This window comes from Streptomyces sp. NPDC041205 (genome assembly GCF_055591765.1).
This window is the reverse complement of record NZ_JBVIZH010000009.1, coordinates 63,616-78,865: the sequence shown is the minus strand read 5'-3', so window position 1 is coordinate 78,865 and position 15,250 is coordinate 63,616. Positions and strand designations below refer to the sequence as shown.

Here is a 15,250-nt window from a genome sequence, read left to right as displayed (position 1 = left end):
CCCCATCCTGACCCCACCGGGGCCGCGTCACGCGCCCGACGGCGCGTTTTGGACGTCCCGCCAGGCAGGACACGAACGCCCAAAACGCGCCATACACACCTCAGAGCCGCGGATCCACGGGTTCCGATTCCAGTGCGAGCACCGCGAACACCGCCTCGTGGACCCGCCACAGCGGCTCGCCCTCCGCGAGCCGGTCGAGCGCCTCCAGGCCGAGCGCGTACTCCCGGATCGCCAGGGAGCGCTTGTGGCCGAGCGTGCGGCCGCGCAGCTTCTCCAGGTTCTCCGGCCGGGTGTACTCCGGGCCGTAGACGATCCGCAGGTACTCCCGGCCCCGGCACTTGATGCCGGGCTGCACCAGGCGGCCCTTGCCGTCGCGCACCAGCGCGCCGACCGGCTTGACGACCATGCCCTCGCCACCCCGCCCGGTCATCTCCAGCCACCAGTCGACGCCCGCGCGCACCGACTCCGCGTCGCCGGTGTCGACGTACAGGCGCCGCGTGGTGCGCAGCAGACCCGTGGTGTCGTGCTCCACCATCCGGTCGATCAGGGCCAGTTGCCGGTCGTGGGGCATTGCGGCGAGGCTGCGGCCCTGGACGGCGAGGATCTGGAACGGCGCGAGCCGCACGCCGTCCAGACCGTCCGTCGGCCAGCAGTAGCGGCGGTAGGCGTCGGTGAACGCGGTCGCGTCCGCGGCGCGTTCGCGCTGCTTGCCGAGCAGGCCCTGGACGTCCACACCGCGGGCGACGGCCGCCTCCAGGGCGGCGAGCGCACCGGGGAAGACCGCGCCGGACGCGGCGCCCACGGCCGCGTACTGCGTGCGCAGCAGCCCCGACGCCTTCAGCGACCACGGCATCAGCTCCGCGTCGAGCAGCAGCCAGTCCGTCTCCAGGTCCGCCCAGAGCCCGGCCGCGTCGGCGGCGTCCCGCACCCGGCCGAGCACCTGCTCGGTGCGGTCGGGGTCGCCGAGGAACGGGCGACCGGTGCGGGTGACGAGGGCACCCGTCGGCCCTCCCCCACTGCCCGAAACGGCGTGGGAGGTACCCCCTCCGCCGAACCGCTCGCGCGCCACGTCCGCGTCCCGGCACACCAGGACCACCGCGCGGGAGCCCATGTGCTTCTCCTCGCACACGACCCGGGCGACGCCGTCGGCCGCGTACTGCGCGAACGCGTCCTCCGGGTGCTCCAGGTAGCCCTCGCGCCGGGAGGTGGCCGAGGGCGCCATCGTCGGCGGCAGGTACGGGAGCAGGCGCGGGTCGACGGCGAAGCGGCTCATCACTTCGAGCGCGGCGGCGGCGTTCTCCTCGCGCACGGTGACGCGCCCGGCGTACCGGGTCTCCACGGCCCGGCGGCCGTGCACGTCGCCGAGGTCGAGCGGGCGGCCGTCGTGGCCGCCGGGCGCGTCGGTGCGCAGCGGTCGCGCCGGCTCGTACCAGACCCGTTCCGCGGGGACGTCGACCAGCTCGCGCTCCGGCCAGCGCAGCGCCGTCAGCTTGCCGCCGAACACCGCGCCGGTGTCCAGGCAGATGGTGTTGTTCAACCAGGTCGCCGTCGGCACCGGGGTGTGGCCGTAGACCACGGCCGCCTTGCCGCGGTAGTCCTCCGCCCACGGGTAGCGCACGGGCAGGCCGAACTCGTCGGTCTCGCCGGTGGTGTCGCCGTACAGGGCGTGCGAGCGCACCCGGCCCGAGGTGCGGCCGTGGTACTTCTCCGGCAGGCCCGCGTGGCACACCACGAGGCGGCCGCCGTCGAGGACGTAGTGGCTGACGAGGCCGTCCACGAACTCCCGCACCCGGGCCCGGAAGTCCGGGTCCTTCGCGTCCTCCGCCTCCAGCTGCGCGATGGTCTCGGCGAGGCCGTGGGTGTGCTGGACGCCGCGGCCCTTCAGATAGCGGCCGAGCTTGTTCTCGTGGTTGCCCGGTACGCACAGGGCGGTGCCGTCGGCGACCATGCCCATGACGCGGCGCAGCACGCCGGGGCTGTCCGGGCCGCGGTCGACGAGGTCGCCGACGAACACGGCGGTGCGGCCTTCGGGGTGCGCCCCGTCGACGTATCCGAGCCTGCCGAGCAGCGTCTCCAGCTCGCTCGCGCAGCCGTGGATGTCACCGATGATGTCGAACGGTCCCGTGAGGTGGGTGAGGTCGTTGAAGCGCCGCTCCGTGACGATTTCGGCACCCTCGACCTCCGCCACGCCCCGCAGGACGTGCACCTTCCGGAAGCCCTCGCGCTCCAGGTGCCGGAGCGAGCGCCGCAGTTCGCGCTGGTGGCGCTGGATGACCCGGCGCGGCATCCCGGCCCGGTCGGCCCGCGCGGCGTTCCGCTCGGCGCAGACCTCCTCGGGCACGTCGAGGACCACGGCGATGGGCAGCACGTCGTGCCGTCTGGCCAGCTCGACCAACTGCTTGCGGCTGTCGGACTGCACGCTCGTCGCGTCCACGACGGTACGACGCCCGGCGGCGAGCCGCTTGCCCGCGATGTACTGCAGGACGTCGAAGGCGTCGCCGCTCGCGCCCTGGTCGTTCTCGTCGTCGGCGACGAGCCCCCGGCAGAAGTCGCTGGACAGCACTTCGGTCGGCTTGAAGTGCCGCCGCGCGAAGGTGGACTTGCCCGCGCCGGAGGCGCCGATGAGGACGACGAGGGAGAGGTCGGTGATGGGGAGGAGGCGGCCGCCGGGGGTGGTGCTGCTGGTGCCGGTGGTGTTGTCGGTGCTGGTGCCGGTGGTGTTGTCGGTCATGCTGCCTTCGCCTCCTTCGAGTGCTGGGTGTTCTGGCTGTTCCGGGTGTTCCGGTCGTTCTGGGGCTGGGTCTGGGTCTGGGTGAACACCGCCATCTGGGTCGGCGGTCCCACCTCGGGGTCGTCGGGGCCGACGGGCACGAACTCGACGGTGTACCCGTGCTGGTGGGCGACTCTCTCGGCCCAGGCCCGGAACTCCGCGCGGGTCCACTCGAAGCGGTGGTCGCCGTGCCGGAAGTGACCGGCGGGGAGGGACTCCCAGCGGACGTTGTACTCGACGTTCGGCGTGGTCACGAGCACGGTGCGGGGCCGCGCCGAGCCGAACACCGCGTACTCGAGGGCGGAAAGCCGCTCCGGGTCGACGTGCTCCACGACCTCGCAGAGCACCGCCGCGTCGTATCCCTTGAGGCGCTTGTCGGTGTACGCGAGCGAGCCCTGGAGGAGCGTCACGCGCTCCGCCTGGCGCTCGCCCATGCGGTCCAGCTTCAGCCGCCGCGACGCGACGGTCAGCGCGCGCATCGACACGTCGACGCCCACGATCTCCGTGTACCGAGTGTCCTTGAGCAGCGCCTTGATCAACTCGCCCTGGCCGCAGCCGAGGTCGAGGACGCGGGCGGCGCCCGCCGCGCCGAGTGCGGCGAGGATCGCGTCCCTGCGCTGCTCGGCGAGCGGCGCGGGCCTGTCCTCCGCGTCCGGCCCCTCGTCCGCCGCGACGGCGTTGTCGATCTCCTCGACGGCCGTGTCGTCGGCGTCGGCGAGCCGCGCCAGTTCGAGCCGCTCCATGGCCGCGCGCGTCAGCGACCAGCGCCGCGCCAGATAGCGGTTGGTGATCAGCTTCTGCTCGGGGTGGCCGGCGAGCCAGCCCTCCCCCGCGCGCAGCAGCTTGTCGACCTCGTCGGCCGAGACCCAGTAGTGCTTGGCGTCGTCGAGCACCGGAAGCAGGACGTACAGGTGGCGCAGCGCCTCACTGAGGGTCAGCCTGCCGTCCGGCACTTCCAGTACGAGGCGTACGTACCGAGAGTCGCCCCACTCCGGGAATCGCTCGTCCAGCGGCACCGGCTCGGCGCTCACCGTCCAGCCCAGCGGCTCGAACAGCGCCCGGACCAGGCGTGCCCCGCCGCGCGCGGGCAGCGCGGGCACCTCGGCGCGCAGCGGCAGGGGCGCTGCCGCCCGCTCGGGCAGGGACTTGCAGGCGCCGCGTACGGCGCTGGAGAACACCGTGCTCAGGGCGACGGCGAACAGCGAGGAGGCGGCGTACGGGCGGTCGTTCACGTACTGCGCGAGGGCCGCGTCCGCGGCGCCGCCCCGGCCCTTCGTGGCGCCCCTGACGCGCCGCGCGAGCGCCACCGGGTCCACTTCAAGGAGGAGCGCGGCCGTGCAGCGCTCCGCCGTCGCCTCGGGGTAGAAGACATGCGCCTGCCCGTAGGACGTGGAGAACGCCTGCGACTTGCCGGGATGCTTGTGCAGCAGGAACCCGAGGTCGGTCGCGGGGCGTTCCGGAGTGCCGGTGGTGCTGATCGTCAAGAACATGGGTATGCCTCGATAGCAATCTGGGCCGTGGACCCGACGGGCCGTGCGAGCCGTGGAACTCGACGGGCCGTCCGAGCCGTGGTGACGTGCTGGGCTGTCTGGCGCACGGCGCGTCGGCCCGACCGTCGTCGCGTCGGCCGACCGCGCGGGCGCGGAGGGGTGGCAGATCATGCCCCTGCGGGCCGGGCGCGCGTCTCGCGGCGCCGCCCCGGCCTGCTCCTCAACCCCCCGTATCTGTCGTGTGCGCCGCGGCGCGGACCTCTCGCCGCGCACCGCCCTCTTCCCGGCGCACCTGCACAAACGTACAGCGAAGCCCCCGGACGCACGCGTGAATTTCCGCTCCGCCGCCCCTGGTTCGACGTCCCGCGGTTCAGCGTGCCGCGCGCAGCTCGGCGTACAGCTCAGGGCCCGTCCAGGTGCGCGGCGCGGACTCCGCCTCGTGCACGAGGGCGACCAGGCGCGCGTTCACGGGGGCGCGCAGGCCGTGCGCGGCGGCGAGGTCGACGATCTCGCCCTGCAGGGAGTCGACCTCCGTGGGGCGGCCGCAGCGCAGGTCCTCCCACATCGAGGAACGCGCGTGGGCGTCGGTCCGCAGGGACGCGGCCGCCACCCGCCGGAAGACGGCGTCGGGGAGCCCCAGGACGAACGGGATGGCGCCGGGGGCGATGGGGCCGAGGCGGGCGGGCGCGACCCCGGCGGCGCGGTAGGCGGCGAGTGCCTCGCGCTGGCACAGGGCGAGGCAGCCGCGGTAGGCCCGCAGGCCGAGCTGGTCGCGCAGCGGAAGGCCCGACAGGGCGTTGACCGCGTTGTTGAGGTTCATCAGGAGCTTGGAGTGCAGCACTTCGGACATGTCGGTGCGGGCCTCGATGTCCAGGCCCGCCTCCTGGCAGGCGGCCAGGAGCACGTCGTCGGGCTCGGCCATGAGGCGGCCCGGCATGCCCTGGTGCACGGTGCCCGGCTCGGACCGCATCACGTTGTACGGCACCATCCCGGCGAGCACGGTGTGGCCGGGGAGAGCGGCGCGCAGGACGGCGGGGTTGCGCAGCCCGTTCTGGAAGCTCACCACGACGGCGTCCGGGGCGAGATGGGCGGCCAGGCCCACGGCGGCGGCCTCGGTGTCGGCGCTCTTCACGGTGACCAGCACCTGGTCGGCTCCCGCCGCCGCCTCGGGCCCGGTGGCCAGCGTCAGCCGGTCCGGCGCGAGGCGCACGGGCGGGCGGGTGGAGCTGGTGAGGACGAGTCCCCGCTCGGCCAGGGTTTCCATGGCCGCGGACCGGCCGATGAAGGTCACGTCGTGCCCGGCGGCGGCGAGGTGGCCACCGAGGTGACAGCCGATGCTGCCGGCACCGAGGACGGCGAAGCGGGGCCTGGGCATGGGCGGCTCCTGGGGCGGGGTGAGACGCGGCGGCGGCGCGGCGGGCGGGCATCGGGTCGGGCAGGGACAGCCTGGACCAGGGACGTACGGGGTGACCAGCCCCGGGATCCTGCCGTTCACGCATGCGTCGCCCCGGCGCGGGGGTGGTTCCGAGCCAGTCGCCTCGCCCGCCCCGGCCCGGGGTGGTACCGAGCCGGACACCACTCGCCTCACCCGCCCCGGCCCGGGGGTGGTACCGGAGCGGGCACCACCCCCTGCCGCTCAGCTCCGTCCGCTGTAGTCGTGGTCGGGCCGGCGGCCCGGCTGCTCCGGCAGCGGCGGCGCGGGCTCGGCGCGCGCCAGTTTCTCCCCCTCGATGTCGACGTGGGGCAGGATCCGGTCGAGCCAACCGGGCAGGGACCAGGCCCGCTTGCCGAGGAGGGCGAGGGCGGCGGGCACGATCGTCATGCGGACGACGAACGCGTCGAAGGCGACGGCGACCGCGAGCCCGAAGCCGAGTGCCTTGATCATGGCGTCCTCGGAGCCGATGAACCCGGCGAAGACCGTGATCATGATGAGGGCCGCGACGGTGACGACGGTCGCGCTGTGCCGGAACCCCGCCTCCACCGCCGTCCGCGCGTCGGCGCCATGGACGTACGCCTCCCGCATGCGGGTCACCAGGAACACCTGGTAGTCCATGGCCAGGCCGAAGACGATGCCGACCATCAGGATGGGCATCAGGCTCATGAGGGGACCGGTCTGCTCCAGGCCGATCAGGTCCTTCAGCCAGCCCCACTGGAAGACCGCGACGATCGCGCCGAGCGAGGCCAGCACGGAGAGCAGGAACCCGAGGGCGGCCTTGACGGGCACCAGGATCGAACGGAACACCAGGATCAGTACGAGGACCGCGAGACCGACGACGAGCGCCAGATAGGGCACGATCGCCTTGCTGAACTTGTCGGAGACGTCGATGTTGAGAGCCGTCGTGCCGGTCACCAGGGCGCGGGCGCCCGAGTCCGCCCCGGTGCGGTCGGCCAAAGAGCGGATGTCGCCGACGAGTTCCTTCGTGGCGTCACTGCCCGGCGCGCTCTTGGGGACGACCGTGATCAGGGCGGTGTCGCCCGCCTTGTTGAAGACGGCCGGAGTCACGGCGGCCACGTCGCGCAGGTCCTCGAGGGACTTGCCCAACGTCACGGCTCCGGTACGGGCGACGGCCGGGTCCTCGTTGTCGATGGTCACCGTGAGCGGTCCGTTGAAGCCGGGGCCGAACGACTGCGACAGCATGTCGTACGCCTTGCGCTGTGTGGAGGAGGCGGCCTTGGAGCCGTCGTCCGGCAGCCCGAGTTCGAGCCGGGTGGCGGGCAGGGCGATCACGCCGAGGGCGAGCACGGCCAGGACCAGGACCTTCGCGGGCTTGCGGAGGACGTACGCGATCCAGCGCTGGGCCAGGCCGGTCCTGGCGGGCGCAGCCGGGGCGGGGCCGGTGGCGGACGTCTCGGAGGGACTGGTGGCGGACGTCTCGGCGGCACTGGTGCCGGACGCTGCCGCGCGGCCCGGGAGAAGTCGGCGGACGACACGCCCGCCGCCCCTGCCGACCACCCGTTCACCGGCGAAGCCGAGCAGCGCGGGCATCAGCGTGACGGCGACGAGCACGGCGACGGCGACCGCCCCGGCGGCGGCCAGGCCCATCGCGGTCAGGATGGACAGGTTCACCACGGCGAGGCCCGCGAGGGCGATCACGACCGTCAGTCCGGCGAAGACGACGGCCGATCCGGCGGTGCCGTTGGCGCGGGCGGCGGCTTCCTCGGCGTCGTGCCCGGCGGCGCGTTCGGAGCGGTAGCGGGACACGATGAACAGGGCGTAGTCGATGCCGACGGCGATCCCCAGCATCGTGGCGAGGACCGAGGCGTTGCTGTTGAGCTCGAACGGCCCGCTGAGAGCCGTGATGGCGGTCATGCTCACGGCCACCCCGACCAGCGCGGTCACCAGCGGCAGACCCGCGGTGACCAGGGAGCCGAAGGTGATGAGGAGGATCACGGCGGCCAGGGCGAAGCCGATGGCCTCCGCCATGTGGCCCTCCTCGGGAGGCTGCAGCGCGTTCCCGGACGCCTCCACCGTCAGCCCCCGGTCGCGGCCCGACTCCAGGGCCTTGTCGAGACCGGTGTGGTCACGGTCCGTCAGGTCCGTGTCCGGCACGCTGTACGTCACCTGGGAGTAGGCGGTGGTGCCGTTCGCGCTGACCGCCTTCGCCGCGAAGGGGTCGCTGACCTCGGCGATGTGCGCGGAGGACTTCTTCACCTCGGCCAGGGTCGCCTTGAGAGCCGCTCGGTTGTCGGCGCTGCCGATCTTCTCCCCGCCGGGGGCCCGCAGGACGACGCGGGCGTTGGCGCCGTCCGCGTTGGCGGCGGGGAACTGCTTCTCCAGCAGGTCGTTGGCGCGCTGTGCCTCCGTGCCGGGGAGCGTGACGTTGGACGTCTGCGGGCCCGAGCCGTTGGCGGCGCCGACGCCCACGGCACCCAGGACGAGCGCCCAGAGGAGGACGACCAGCCAGCGTCGCCTGAAGGCGGTCCGGCCGATGCGGTGCAGGAAGGTGGCCATGGGGGGTGCGATCACTCTCTGTCTGTCGGTGCGAGCAGGAGGGGCCCGGCCACGGGTGCGGATGCTGCCGGGCTGGACCCGGCCACGGGTGCGGTCGGGCTTGGCCCGGCTGCTGGGTCACATCGGGCCGCGCGGTGCCCCCGGTCCCGGGACGTGCGGGCGGCGGCCGGGCCCCGGGGGAAGGTCACCGGCCGCCGTGGCACCAGGGTTCCGCCCGGCGGGGGCCCGTTCCGTCGGCCGTGCGTACCCTTCGCGCACCGGCCTGTCGGCCATTCGGCCGACACGGGCCTCCGCTTCCGCTCCTACGCTGATCGGCGTGGACTGGAAACTCCCCCTCAACCCGGCCGCCGACGGCAGGCTCCTCAGGATCAGCACCCTGACCGCGTTCACACTGATCCTGGTCGGGGACTTCGCCGCCGTGCGCATCGCCGACCCCGATCCGTTCCAGGCGCCGACGGCATGGCTGCCCGTGGTCGTCACCGGCCCGCTGGTCGGCCTCGCCGTCCTCGGTCTGCCGCGCTCGTTCGCCCTGGGGCGACGCGTCATCGGCGCCGTGACGGTCTCCCTCGCCCTGACCGTGTGGACCCTGGTCGACTCCGCCGGCCTCCAGTGGTGGGGAGCCCTGGAGACCTGCGGCCTGCTGTTCCTCACCATCCGCACCACGGCCCACGCCTGGCGTCCGGCGCGCGCGACCGCGGCCACCGTCGCCCTGTGCGTCGCCGTCCTGATGCTGCCGCTGCGCAGCGGCTCCTGGTCCGTCTTCGTCGCGGGCGGCTACATCCTGACCGTGGCCCTGGCGATCTGCGTCGCCACCGGCTGCGCCCTGCGCGCGATGGAACTCCGCAGGCAACGGGCCGTGCACGACGTGCGCCAGGCGGAACGCCTCGCCCTCGCCCGGGACCTGCACGACCTGATCGCCCACCACATGACGGGCATCATCGTCCAGGCCAACGCCGCCGTGACCATCCAGGGCACCGCGCCCGACCAGGTGGACCCCCTGCTGCGCAACATCGCCCGGTCCGGCACCGAGACGCTGGAGTCGATGCGCCGCCTGGTGGGCGTCCTGCGGGAGGACAACCACGCCGCGCTGCGCCCCGGCGACCTGCTCACCGAACTGGCCGACCTCGTCTCCGCCCACTGCGCCCACGCCACCGCCGACGACGACACACCCGCCCGCCTCGACGTCACGGCGGCCGCCCGCACCGCCCGCCTCAGCCCCGAAGTCGAGATCTCCGTGCAGCGGCTGGTGCAGGAGGCCCTCACCAACGTCCGCAGGCACGCCCCCGGCGCCCGCGCCACGGTCCGCCTGGACGCGGACCCGGCCTGGCTACGGGTGACGGTCACCAACACCGCGGCCCCGCACCGGGCCACCGCGCCGGCGGGCGGGCGCGGCGGCTTCGGCCTGCTCGGGCTGCGCGAACGCGTCGAGGCCTTGGACGGGACGCTGCGCACCGGCTCGCTCCCCCAGGGCGGCTGGCAGGTCGAGGCCGCCTTCCCGCTGGCGACGTCCGCCGCCGACGTCCTCCAGGACCACGGGCCGGGACGCTGACGGGCCGGGAGTCAACGCGCCGGGTGCGCGACACCGTGTTCCCAGGCCCACGCCGCGACCTCCACCCGGTTGCGGGCCGCGAGCTTGGCCTGGATCCGCGCCAGATACGTCTTCACCGTCGACAACGACAGGAACAGCTCGCCGCAGATCTCCTGATTCGTACGCCCCACCGCGACCAGCCGCACGATGTCCAGCTCCCGCTCACTGAGTCCGGCGGCCCCCGCGTTGCCGGCCGCCGGGCCCCGCTCCGACTCCTCAAGTCGCCGCAGCAGGCGCACCGTCACCGCCGGTGACACCAGGGCATCCCCACGGGACGCGGCCTGCACCGCCTCCACGAGCAGCCCCGGCGACGCGTCCTTCAGCAGGAACCCGCACGCCCCGTTCCGCAGCCCGGTCCGCACGTAGTCGTCCTGGTCGAACGTGGTGATCAGCACGACGTTCAGCGGATCGGCCACGCCCGGCCCGGCCAACTGCCGCACCACCTCAAGGCCGTCGAGGCGCGGCATGCGGATGTCGGCGAGCACGACATCCGGGCGCAGCCGACGCGCCATGTCGATGCACTCCACCCCGTCGGCCGCCGCACCGACCACGGTGATGCCCGGCCGCGCCCCGAGAATCAGGCTGAATCCGGTCCGCACCAGCTCCTGATCGTCGGCGATCACCACATCGATCCGTGTCTCGGCCACCGTCCGTTCCTACCACAGCGATCCATGGCCTCAGCCCGCCGCACGCCCCCGCCCCGGCCTCGGAGGGGCCCGGCCCCCACCCTTAGAATGATCATGAGCACGCCTCGCCGTGTTCGCAAACGTACCGTTCGCCCGACAGGGCATCTCTGGGGGAGACTTCCTTGAAGCTCACTGTGTCGCGCCGTGCCGTGACCACGTCCATCGCGGCCGCGTTCCTCGTCGGCGGCCTCGCCACCGCCGCGCCCGCCTCCGCCGCCGGCGGCAACTACAGCTGCGGCAACTGGAAGATGAAGGTCAACACCTGGACCGCCTCCTGCACCGTGAAGAGCGGCCAGGCCCGCGCGGTCACCGACTGCAGCAACGGCAAGACCATCTACGGCAAGTGGGTGGGCCGCGGCCAGTGGCGGTTCGGCGGCGACTGCGGCAGGTACTTCATCGTCGCCCACACCACCCAGGGCCGCGGCTAGCACCGAGCAGTGCTCGGCGGCAGCTGACACGAGGGCCCGCCGACCCGTCGGCGGGCCCTCGTCGCTCGCTACGACAGTTGCGACTGCACCTGTGCCGAGATCAGCTCCAGGTGGTCCAGGTCGGACAGGTCGAGGCACTGGAGGTAGACACGGCTCGCGCCGATCTCCGCGTACCGGCCGATCTTGTCGACGACCTCGGCGGGGGAACCCGCGAGCCCGTTGGCCTTCAGCTCCTCCACCTCACGCCCGATGACGGCCGCGCGCCGGGCCACCTCGGCGTCGTCCTTGCCCACGCACGCCACCAGGGCGTTCGAGTACACCAGGTCGTCGGCCTCGCGACCGGCCTCCTCGGCGGCGGCCCGCACCCGGCCGAACTGCCGCTCGCTGTCCTCCACCGAGGCGAACGGGATGTTGAACTCGTCCGCGTACCGCGCGGCCAGGCGCGGCGTGCGCTTCGCGCCGTGACCGCCGATCAGGACCGGCACCTTGGCCTGCGCGGGCTTGGGCAGCGCGGGCGAGTCCGTCAGCCGGTAGTGCGTGCCCTCGTACGAGAACTTGTCTCCCGGCGCCGTCCCCCACAGCCCGGTGACGATCGCGAGCTGCTCCTCGAGGCGCGCGAACTTCTCCTTCGGGAACGGGATGCCGTACGCCTTGTGCTCCTCCTCGAACCAGCCCGCGCCCAGCCCCAGCTCGACCCGGCCGCCCGACATCTGGTCGACCTGCGCCACCTGGATCGCGAGCACACCCGGCAGCCGGAACGTGCCCGCCGTCATCAGCGTGCCGAGCCGGATGCGCTTGGTCTCACGGGCGAGCCCCGCCAGCGTGATCCACGCGTCCGTGGGTCCGGGCAGGCCGTCGACCGCACCCATGCGCAGATAGTGGTCGGAGCGGAAGAACGCGTCGAAGCCCAGGTCCTCGGTCGCCTTGGCGACGGCGAGCAGCGTGTCGTAGGTGGCCCCCTGCTGGGGCTCGGTGAAGATGCGAAGATCCATACCTCCATCCTGCACGGTCGAACGCCCGTCAACCTCTCCTGTCCCACCGGTCCACCGCCGCCCCGGTCGGGTGAAATCCGTCAACCCGGCGACCGGGGCGGGTCCGCCGCAGTGACCGCGCCGCACGGGTGATCGTTGGCTCGGCGGAGCCGGACCGCCCGGCACCCGCGCCGGCGGTCGCTGCCGACGCGTCCCCCGCACCAACTGCCTTGCCCGGCCGGGGCGCGCCCCCGGCACCCGGCGGGGCGCGGGCCGAGGAGGCCGTCATGTCCCAGGAAGCCGTGCCCGAGCAGGCGCACGACCCGTTCGCGCCGGAGCAGCCCCGCGACGAGGTGGTGCCGGAGCAGGCTCGCGCGCAGGCACCGGCCGGGCAGCAGGGTGCGCCCAAGGGCCTGCTGCAGCAGATGGAGGAGCTCATGGCCGCGCTCAACGCGGATCTGACCCAACTGGACGCCGACCTCCAGCAGTCCACGACCGCTCGCCCCCCTGCCGGGGAGGAGCAGGACCGCGTCTGACGGGCGCCGTCGCCGCAACGGGCACCCCCGGCCGCCGCAACCCACCCGGCGGCCGGGCCCACCGTCAGCCGGGTCCACCGGTGCCGAGGCCCGCCCGTCGGCCGCGGGGCCACGGCCCGCCCGGTGCCCCGGCCAACACCCACTCCCCCGCTCGTCCTCACGACGGCGCGTTCATCTCACCCCTCCCCGCGCCGCCCCCGATCGCGCTGCGCGCTCGCCCTCAATCGCCGGACGGGCTTCCACCCGCCGGCCGACCCATTTCCCGCCCTCACGCCCTCAGCACAAGGGCGACTTTCCCTCCGCCACCCTGTCTCCCCTCCCCCGGCCCAAGGCGCCCCCGCCAGCCACCGCGTTGCGCTCGCGGGCCGCGAGTCTGCGGAGCATTTCGAGGACCCGGTCGCGGGACTCGTCGGCGGCGTCGATGGCTTCCATGCACTGCCAGTAGACCCCCTCGTCCTCGGCGCCCATGGCCACCGTGACCAGGGCGATGCCCACTTCGCCCAGGAGGGCGCCGAGGACGAGGAGGGTGTCGTGGGCGTCCCCTATCTCCGTCAGGCCCGCCGCGCGTATCTCCTGTGTCCCGGACTGGCGTAGGTCCAGGACCGCGCAGCCTCTGCCGCTGAGCTCGCTCAGGCCCAGCGCCTCGCCCCGTAACTCCGGCGGGCCCGCGACCGCAAGGCGGCTGCCGATCGCCTGGGCCAGGGCCTGGGACTGCCACACCTCCGCCACGATGGCTGCGGACTCCTGACTCCGCGCCAGGGCGCACCTGCTCGCCTCGATGAGCCGCATCGCATCCATGCGCCGTCCCCATTCATCGCGCGCCCACTCACAGCACGTACATCCGAACTCCCCTATCCACTACCCACAGTGAGCGCCTTCAGGACGAAAAGCCAGAGGAAGCCTGAAATCTGTGGACAAAAAATCGACTGTGGACAATGCATCCACTCCGGAGAGTGACGACGAGGTGTCTTTGGGGGGCTTTCGGCATGTCCGAGGGGCGGTGACGGCCGGGGATCAAGGGGCGGATGGGCCAAGACCCCCGGCGTACGCGGGCGCTACGGCGCCGGGAAGCGGTGCTCGTTCCGCTCGATCTTCGCCGCGAGCGCCCGCAGCGGGTCGATGCCGAGCACTTCGCAGAACTGGAGGAGATAGGCGAGGACGTCGGCGACCTCGTCCGTGACGCGGTGCGCCGATTCCGGGTCGGCCATCACCCGCGCCGACTCCTCCGGCGTCAGCCACTGGAAGATCTCCACGAGTTCGGAGGCCTCCACGCTGAGCGCGGCGGCCAGGTTCTTGGGCGTGTGGTAGGGCTCCCAGTGCCGCGCGGCCGCGAACTCGGCCAGTCTGCGCTGCAATCCCGCTACGTCTTGGTCTGTCACGGCTCAAGTCAACTACATCCCGGGCGTCCGCGATCTCGGCACCCGCGCGCGGCGTGCGACCGGCACGCTTTCCGCTCCGGCAGCACCGCTCCCGGCCCGCGCACCGCCCCCGTCCCCGGCCCGCCCCAGGTCCACCACCGTCACCCCGTCCGCCGTCGCGGCCCATGTCGCGTCGGCCACGGCGCCGATCAGGCGCAGGTGCCCGCGGCCGCACATGCGGGCCGCGAGGTCCGCGAGGGCCCGCTTCTGGCGCTGGTCCAGGCAGCGGTCGAAGCCGTCGGCGAGGACGGTGAGGCTCTGGTAGGCCTCCGGGACCTCCGCCACCGGGTCGACCTCAAGGACGCGCGGGCCGGTGAGCAGCACCAGGGCGAGGGCGAGATAGCGCAGTTCGCCGTCGCCGAGCCGTCCCACGCAGGTGCGGACGCCGTCGCCGCGGTCGAGCAGGGCCCGCAGCGCGCCGTCGCGGGTCTCCTCGGCGAGGACGTCGGCGACCGGCCCCGCGCAGCCGGAGCGCAGCGCCGCCACGAGTTGGGCGTGCCGGTTGCCGCACTCGGAGCGGGTGCGCCACAGGACCTCCGCGAGGTTGTCGCAGCCGCCGAGCAGCCGGCCCGCGCCGACGAGTCCGGGCGGCACGGGCTCCCGCATCCGGCCGGGCCGCGGATCGCAGGTGAACACCGAGCGCAGCGCCACGACGACCTGTTCGGCCGCGGCGAGCACCAGGCGCTGGCCGTCGGTCTTGCCCGCGACGCGCAGCGGCAGCAGGGCCGTGCCGAGCCGGTCGTCGGGCAGCGGCGCGCGGGTCACGGGCGCGGCGCCCGCGGTGTGCCAGGCGGCCTGGACGGCGCGGCGGCCGGGGTCGCGCAGCGCGGTCTCCAGGAGCGTGAGCCCGTCGCGCGTCAACCGCTCGCCCGCGATGCGCAGTTCCGGCTCGGCCTGGACGGCGACGTCGAGCCGGACGGGTCCGGCGGGGCCGTCGACCGTACAGCCGATGCGGAAGCCGCGGCGGGCCTGGCCGTCGGCTCGCGCGCGCTCGGGCACGCAGCGGGTGGGCTCGGGGAAGACGTCGATCAGCTCGACTCCGGCGCCGAGCAGCGCGAGCGCCTCGTACGCCCGCAGCGCGCTCGTCTTGCCGCTGCCGCTCGGGCCCGCGAAGAGCGTGAGCGGACCGAGCGGGAACGCGGCGCCGCGGTGGCCCGCGAAGGCGGAGAGCCGCAGTTCGGTGACGCGTGGCTTGGCCCGGGCCGACGGATCCTGCGCGAGCGCCCGGCGGGAGTGCACAGTCATGAACGGAAGCTACGGGCCGGGGGACAAGCCGAACCGTTTTGCCCAAGCGACCTTCGCACGATCGAGGGATCGGCGGCCGAAGCCCCACGGGGGACGGCGAGTTGGGCTAGATCACCTGGGACAGGTCACCATCGGGACCGGATCCGCACCCGAAACGGGTCAGCAC

General features: G+C 73.6%; 12 protein-coding genes. 3 read left to right on the top strand and 9 right to left on the bottom strand.

Annotated features, from left to right (window positions below; translation table 11 throughout):
* Nucleotides 1–100: 100 nt before the first annotated feature.
* The 4 genes from ACZ6BG_RS31915 to ACZ6BG_RS31900 all read right to left on the bottom strand — a co-directional run bounded on the left by ACZ6BG_RS31915 (nt 101) and on the right by ACZ6BG_RS31900 (nt 8,212).
* Nucleotides 101–2,731, bottom strand: a complete 2,631-nt coding sequence (locus ACZ6BG_RS31915) for a polynucleotide kinase-phosphatase (RefSeq protein ID WP_469007728.1) — start codon at nt 2,729–2,731, stop codon at nt 101–103.
* A complete protein-coding gene (locus tag ACZ6BG_RS31910) occupies nt 2,728–4,260 on the bottom strand; it encodes a 3' terminal RNA ribose 2'-O-methyltransferase Hen1 (RefSeq protein WP_469007727.1) in 1,533 nt (510 codons plus the stop codon). Before ACZ6BG_RS31910 ends, ACZ6BG_RS31915 begins: the two co-directional genes overlap by 4 nt.
* A 370-nt stretch (nt 4,261–4,630) precedes the next feature.
* Nucleotides 4,631–5,635, bottom strand: coding sequence for a 2-dehydropantoate 2-reductase (locus tag ACZ6BG_RS31905; protein ID WP_469007726.1), 1,005 nt, complete (start codon nt 5,633–5,635; stop codon nt 4,631–4,633).
* A 261-nt stretch (nt 5,636–5,896) separates the two neighbouring features.
* Nucleotides 5,897–8,212, bottom strand: a complete 2,316-nt coding sequence (locus ACZ6BG_RS31900) for an MMPL family transporter (protein WP_469008170.1) — start codon at nt 8,210–8,212, stop codon at nt 5,897–5,899.
* A gap of 316 nt (nt 8,213–8,528) precedes the next feature.
* On the opposite strand from ACZ6BG_RS31900, the gene ACZ6BG_RS31895 reads away from it, so the two are divergent.
* Entirely contained in the window at nt 8,529–9,761 is a 1,233-nt protein-coding gene (locus ACZ6BG_RS31895; protein ID WP_469007725.1) for a sensor histidine kinase, read from the top strand.
* An 11-nt stretch (nt 9,762–9,772) separates the two neighbouring features.
* Here the strand turns inward: ACZ6BG_RS31895 and ACZ6BG_RS31890 are convergent, their stop codons facing one another.
* Nucleotides 9,773–10,447, bottom strand: a complete 675-nt coding sequence (locus ACZ6BG_RS31890) for a response regulator (RefSeq protein ID WP_469007724.1) — start codon at nt 10,445–10,447, stop codon at nt 9,773–9,775.
* Nucleotides 10,448–10,608: 161 nt separating this feature from the next.
* Here ACZ6BG_RS31890 and ACZ6BG_RS31885 point away from each other — a divergent pair, with 161 nt between their 5' ends.
* A complete protein-coding gene (locus ACZ6BG_RS31885) occupies nt 10,609–10,914 on the top strand; it encodes a hypothetical protein (protein ID WP_469007723.1) in 306 nt (101 codons plus the stop codon).
* Between the two features lie 68 nt (nt 10,915–10,982).
* Here ACZ6BG_RS31885 and ACZ6BG_RS31880 read toward each other — a convergent pair whose 3' ends face one another.
* On the bottom strand, nt 10,983–11,906 hold the full coding sequence (locus ACZ6BG_RS31880) for an LLM class F420-dependent oxidoreductase (RefSeq protein WP_469007722.1): 924 nt from the start codon (nt 11,904–11,906) through the stop codon (nt 10,983–10,985).
* Nucleotides 11,907–12,172: 266 nt separating this feature from the next.
* On the opposite strand from ACZ6BG_RS31880, the gene ACZ6BG_RS31875 reads away from it, so the two are divergent.
* Nucleotides 12,173–12,421: a hypothetical protein gene (locus ACZ6BG_RS31875; RefSeq protein WP_469007721.1), complete on the top strand. Its 249-nt coding sequence runs from the start codon at nt 12,173–12,175 to the stop codon at nt 12,419–12,421.
* A 276-nt stretch (nt 12,422–12,697) separates the two neighbouring features.
* Here ACZ6BG_RS31875 and ACZ6BG_RS31870 read toward each other — a convergent pair whose 3' ends face one another.
* The 3 genes from ACZ6BG_RS31870 to ACZ6BG_RS31860 form a co-directional block, all read right to left on the bottom strand.
* The gene (locus ACZ6BG_RS31870) at nt 12,698–13,219 is read right to left on the bottom strand and encodes a DUF6099 family protein (RefSeq protein WP_469007720.1); all 522 of its coding nucleotides are present in this window, start codon (nt 13,217–13,219) and stop codon (nt 12,698–12,700) included.
* A 257-nt stretch (nt 13,220–13,476) separates the two neighbouring features.
* A complete protein-coding gene (locus ACZ6BG_RS31865; RefSeq protein WP_468456084.1) occupies nt 13,477–13,800 on the bottom strand; it encodes a nucleotide pyrophosphohydrolase in 324 nt (107 codons plus the stop codon).
* A gap of 12 nt (nt 13,801–13,812) precedes the next feature.
* Nucleotides 13,813–15,084: an AAA family ATPase gene (locus tag ACZ6BG_RS31860; protein WP_469007719.1), complete on the bottom strand. Its 1,272-nt coding sequence runs from the start codon at nt 15,082–15,084 to the stop codon at nt 13,813–13,815.
* Between the last annotated feature and the right edge of the window lie 166 nt (nt 15,085–15,250).

Excerpts from the sequence above, each read along its gene's own strand:
- ACZ6BG_RS31915 (WP_469007728.1), bottom strand. The coding sequence starts at position 2,731 with ATGACCGACAACACCACCGGCACCAGCACCGACAACACCACCGGCACC.
- ACZ6BG_RS31910 (WP_469007727.1), bottom strand. The coding sequence starts at position 4,260 with ATGTTCTTGACGATCAGCACCACCGGCACTCCGGAACGCCCCGCGACC.
- ACZ6BG_RS31905 (WP_469007726.1), bottom strand. The coding sequence starts at position 5,635 with ATGCCCAGGCCCCGCTTCGCCGTCCTCGGTGCCGGCAGCATCGGCTGT.
- ACZ6BG_RS31900 (WP_469008170.1), bottom strand. The coding sequence starts at position 8,212 with ATGGCCACCTTCCTGCACCGCATCGGCCGGACCGCCTTCAGGCGACGC.
- ACZ6BG_RS31880 (WP_469007722.1), bottom strand. The coding sequence starts at position 11,906 with ATGGATCTTCGCATCTTCACCGAGCCCCAGCAGGGGGCCACCTACGAC.
- ACZ6BG_RS31875 (WP_469007721.1), top strand. The coding sequence starts at position 12,173 with ATGTCCCAGGAAGCCGTGCCCGAGCAGGCGCACGACCCGTTCGCGCCG.
- ACZ6BG_RS31870 (WP_469007720.1), bottom strand. The coding sequence starts at position 13,219 with ATGGATGCGATGCGGCTCATCGAGGCGAGCAGGTGCGCCCTGGCGCGG.
- ACZ6BG_RS31860 (WP_469007719.1), bottom strand. The coding sequence starts at position 15,084 with ATGACTGTGCACTCCCGCCGGGCGCTCGCGCAGGATCCGTCGGCCCGG.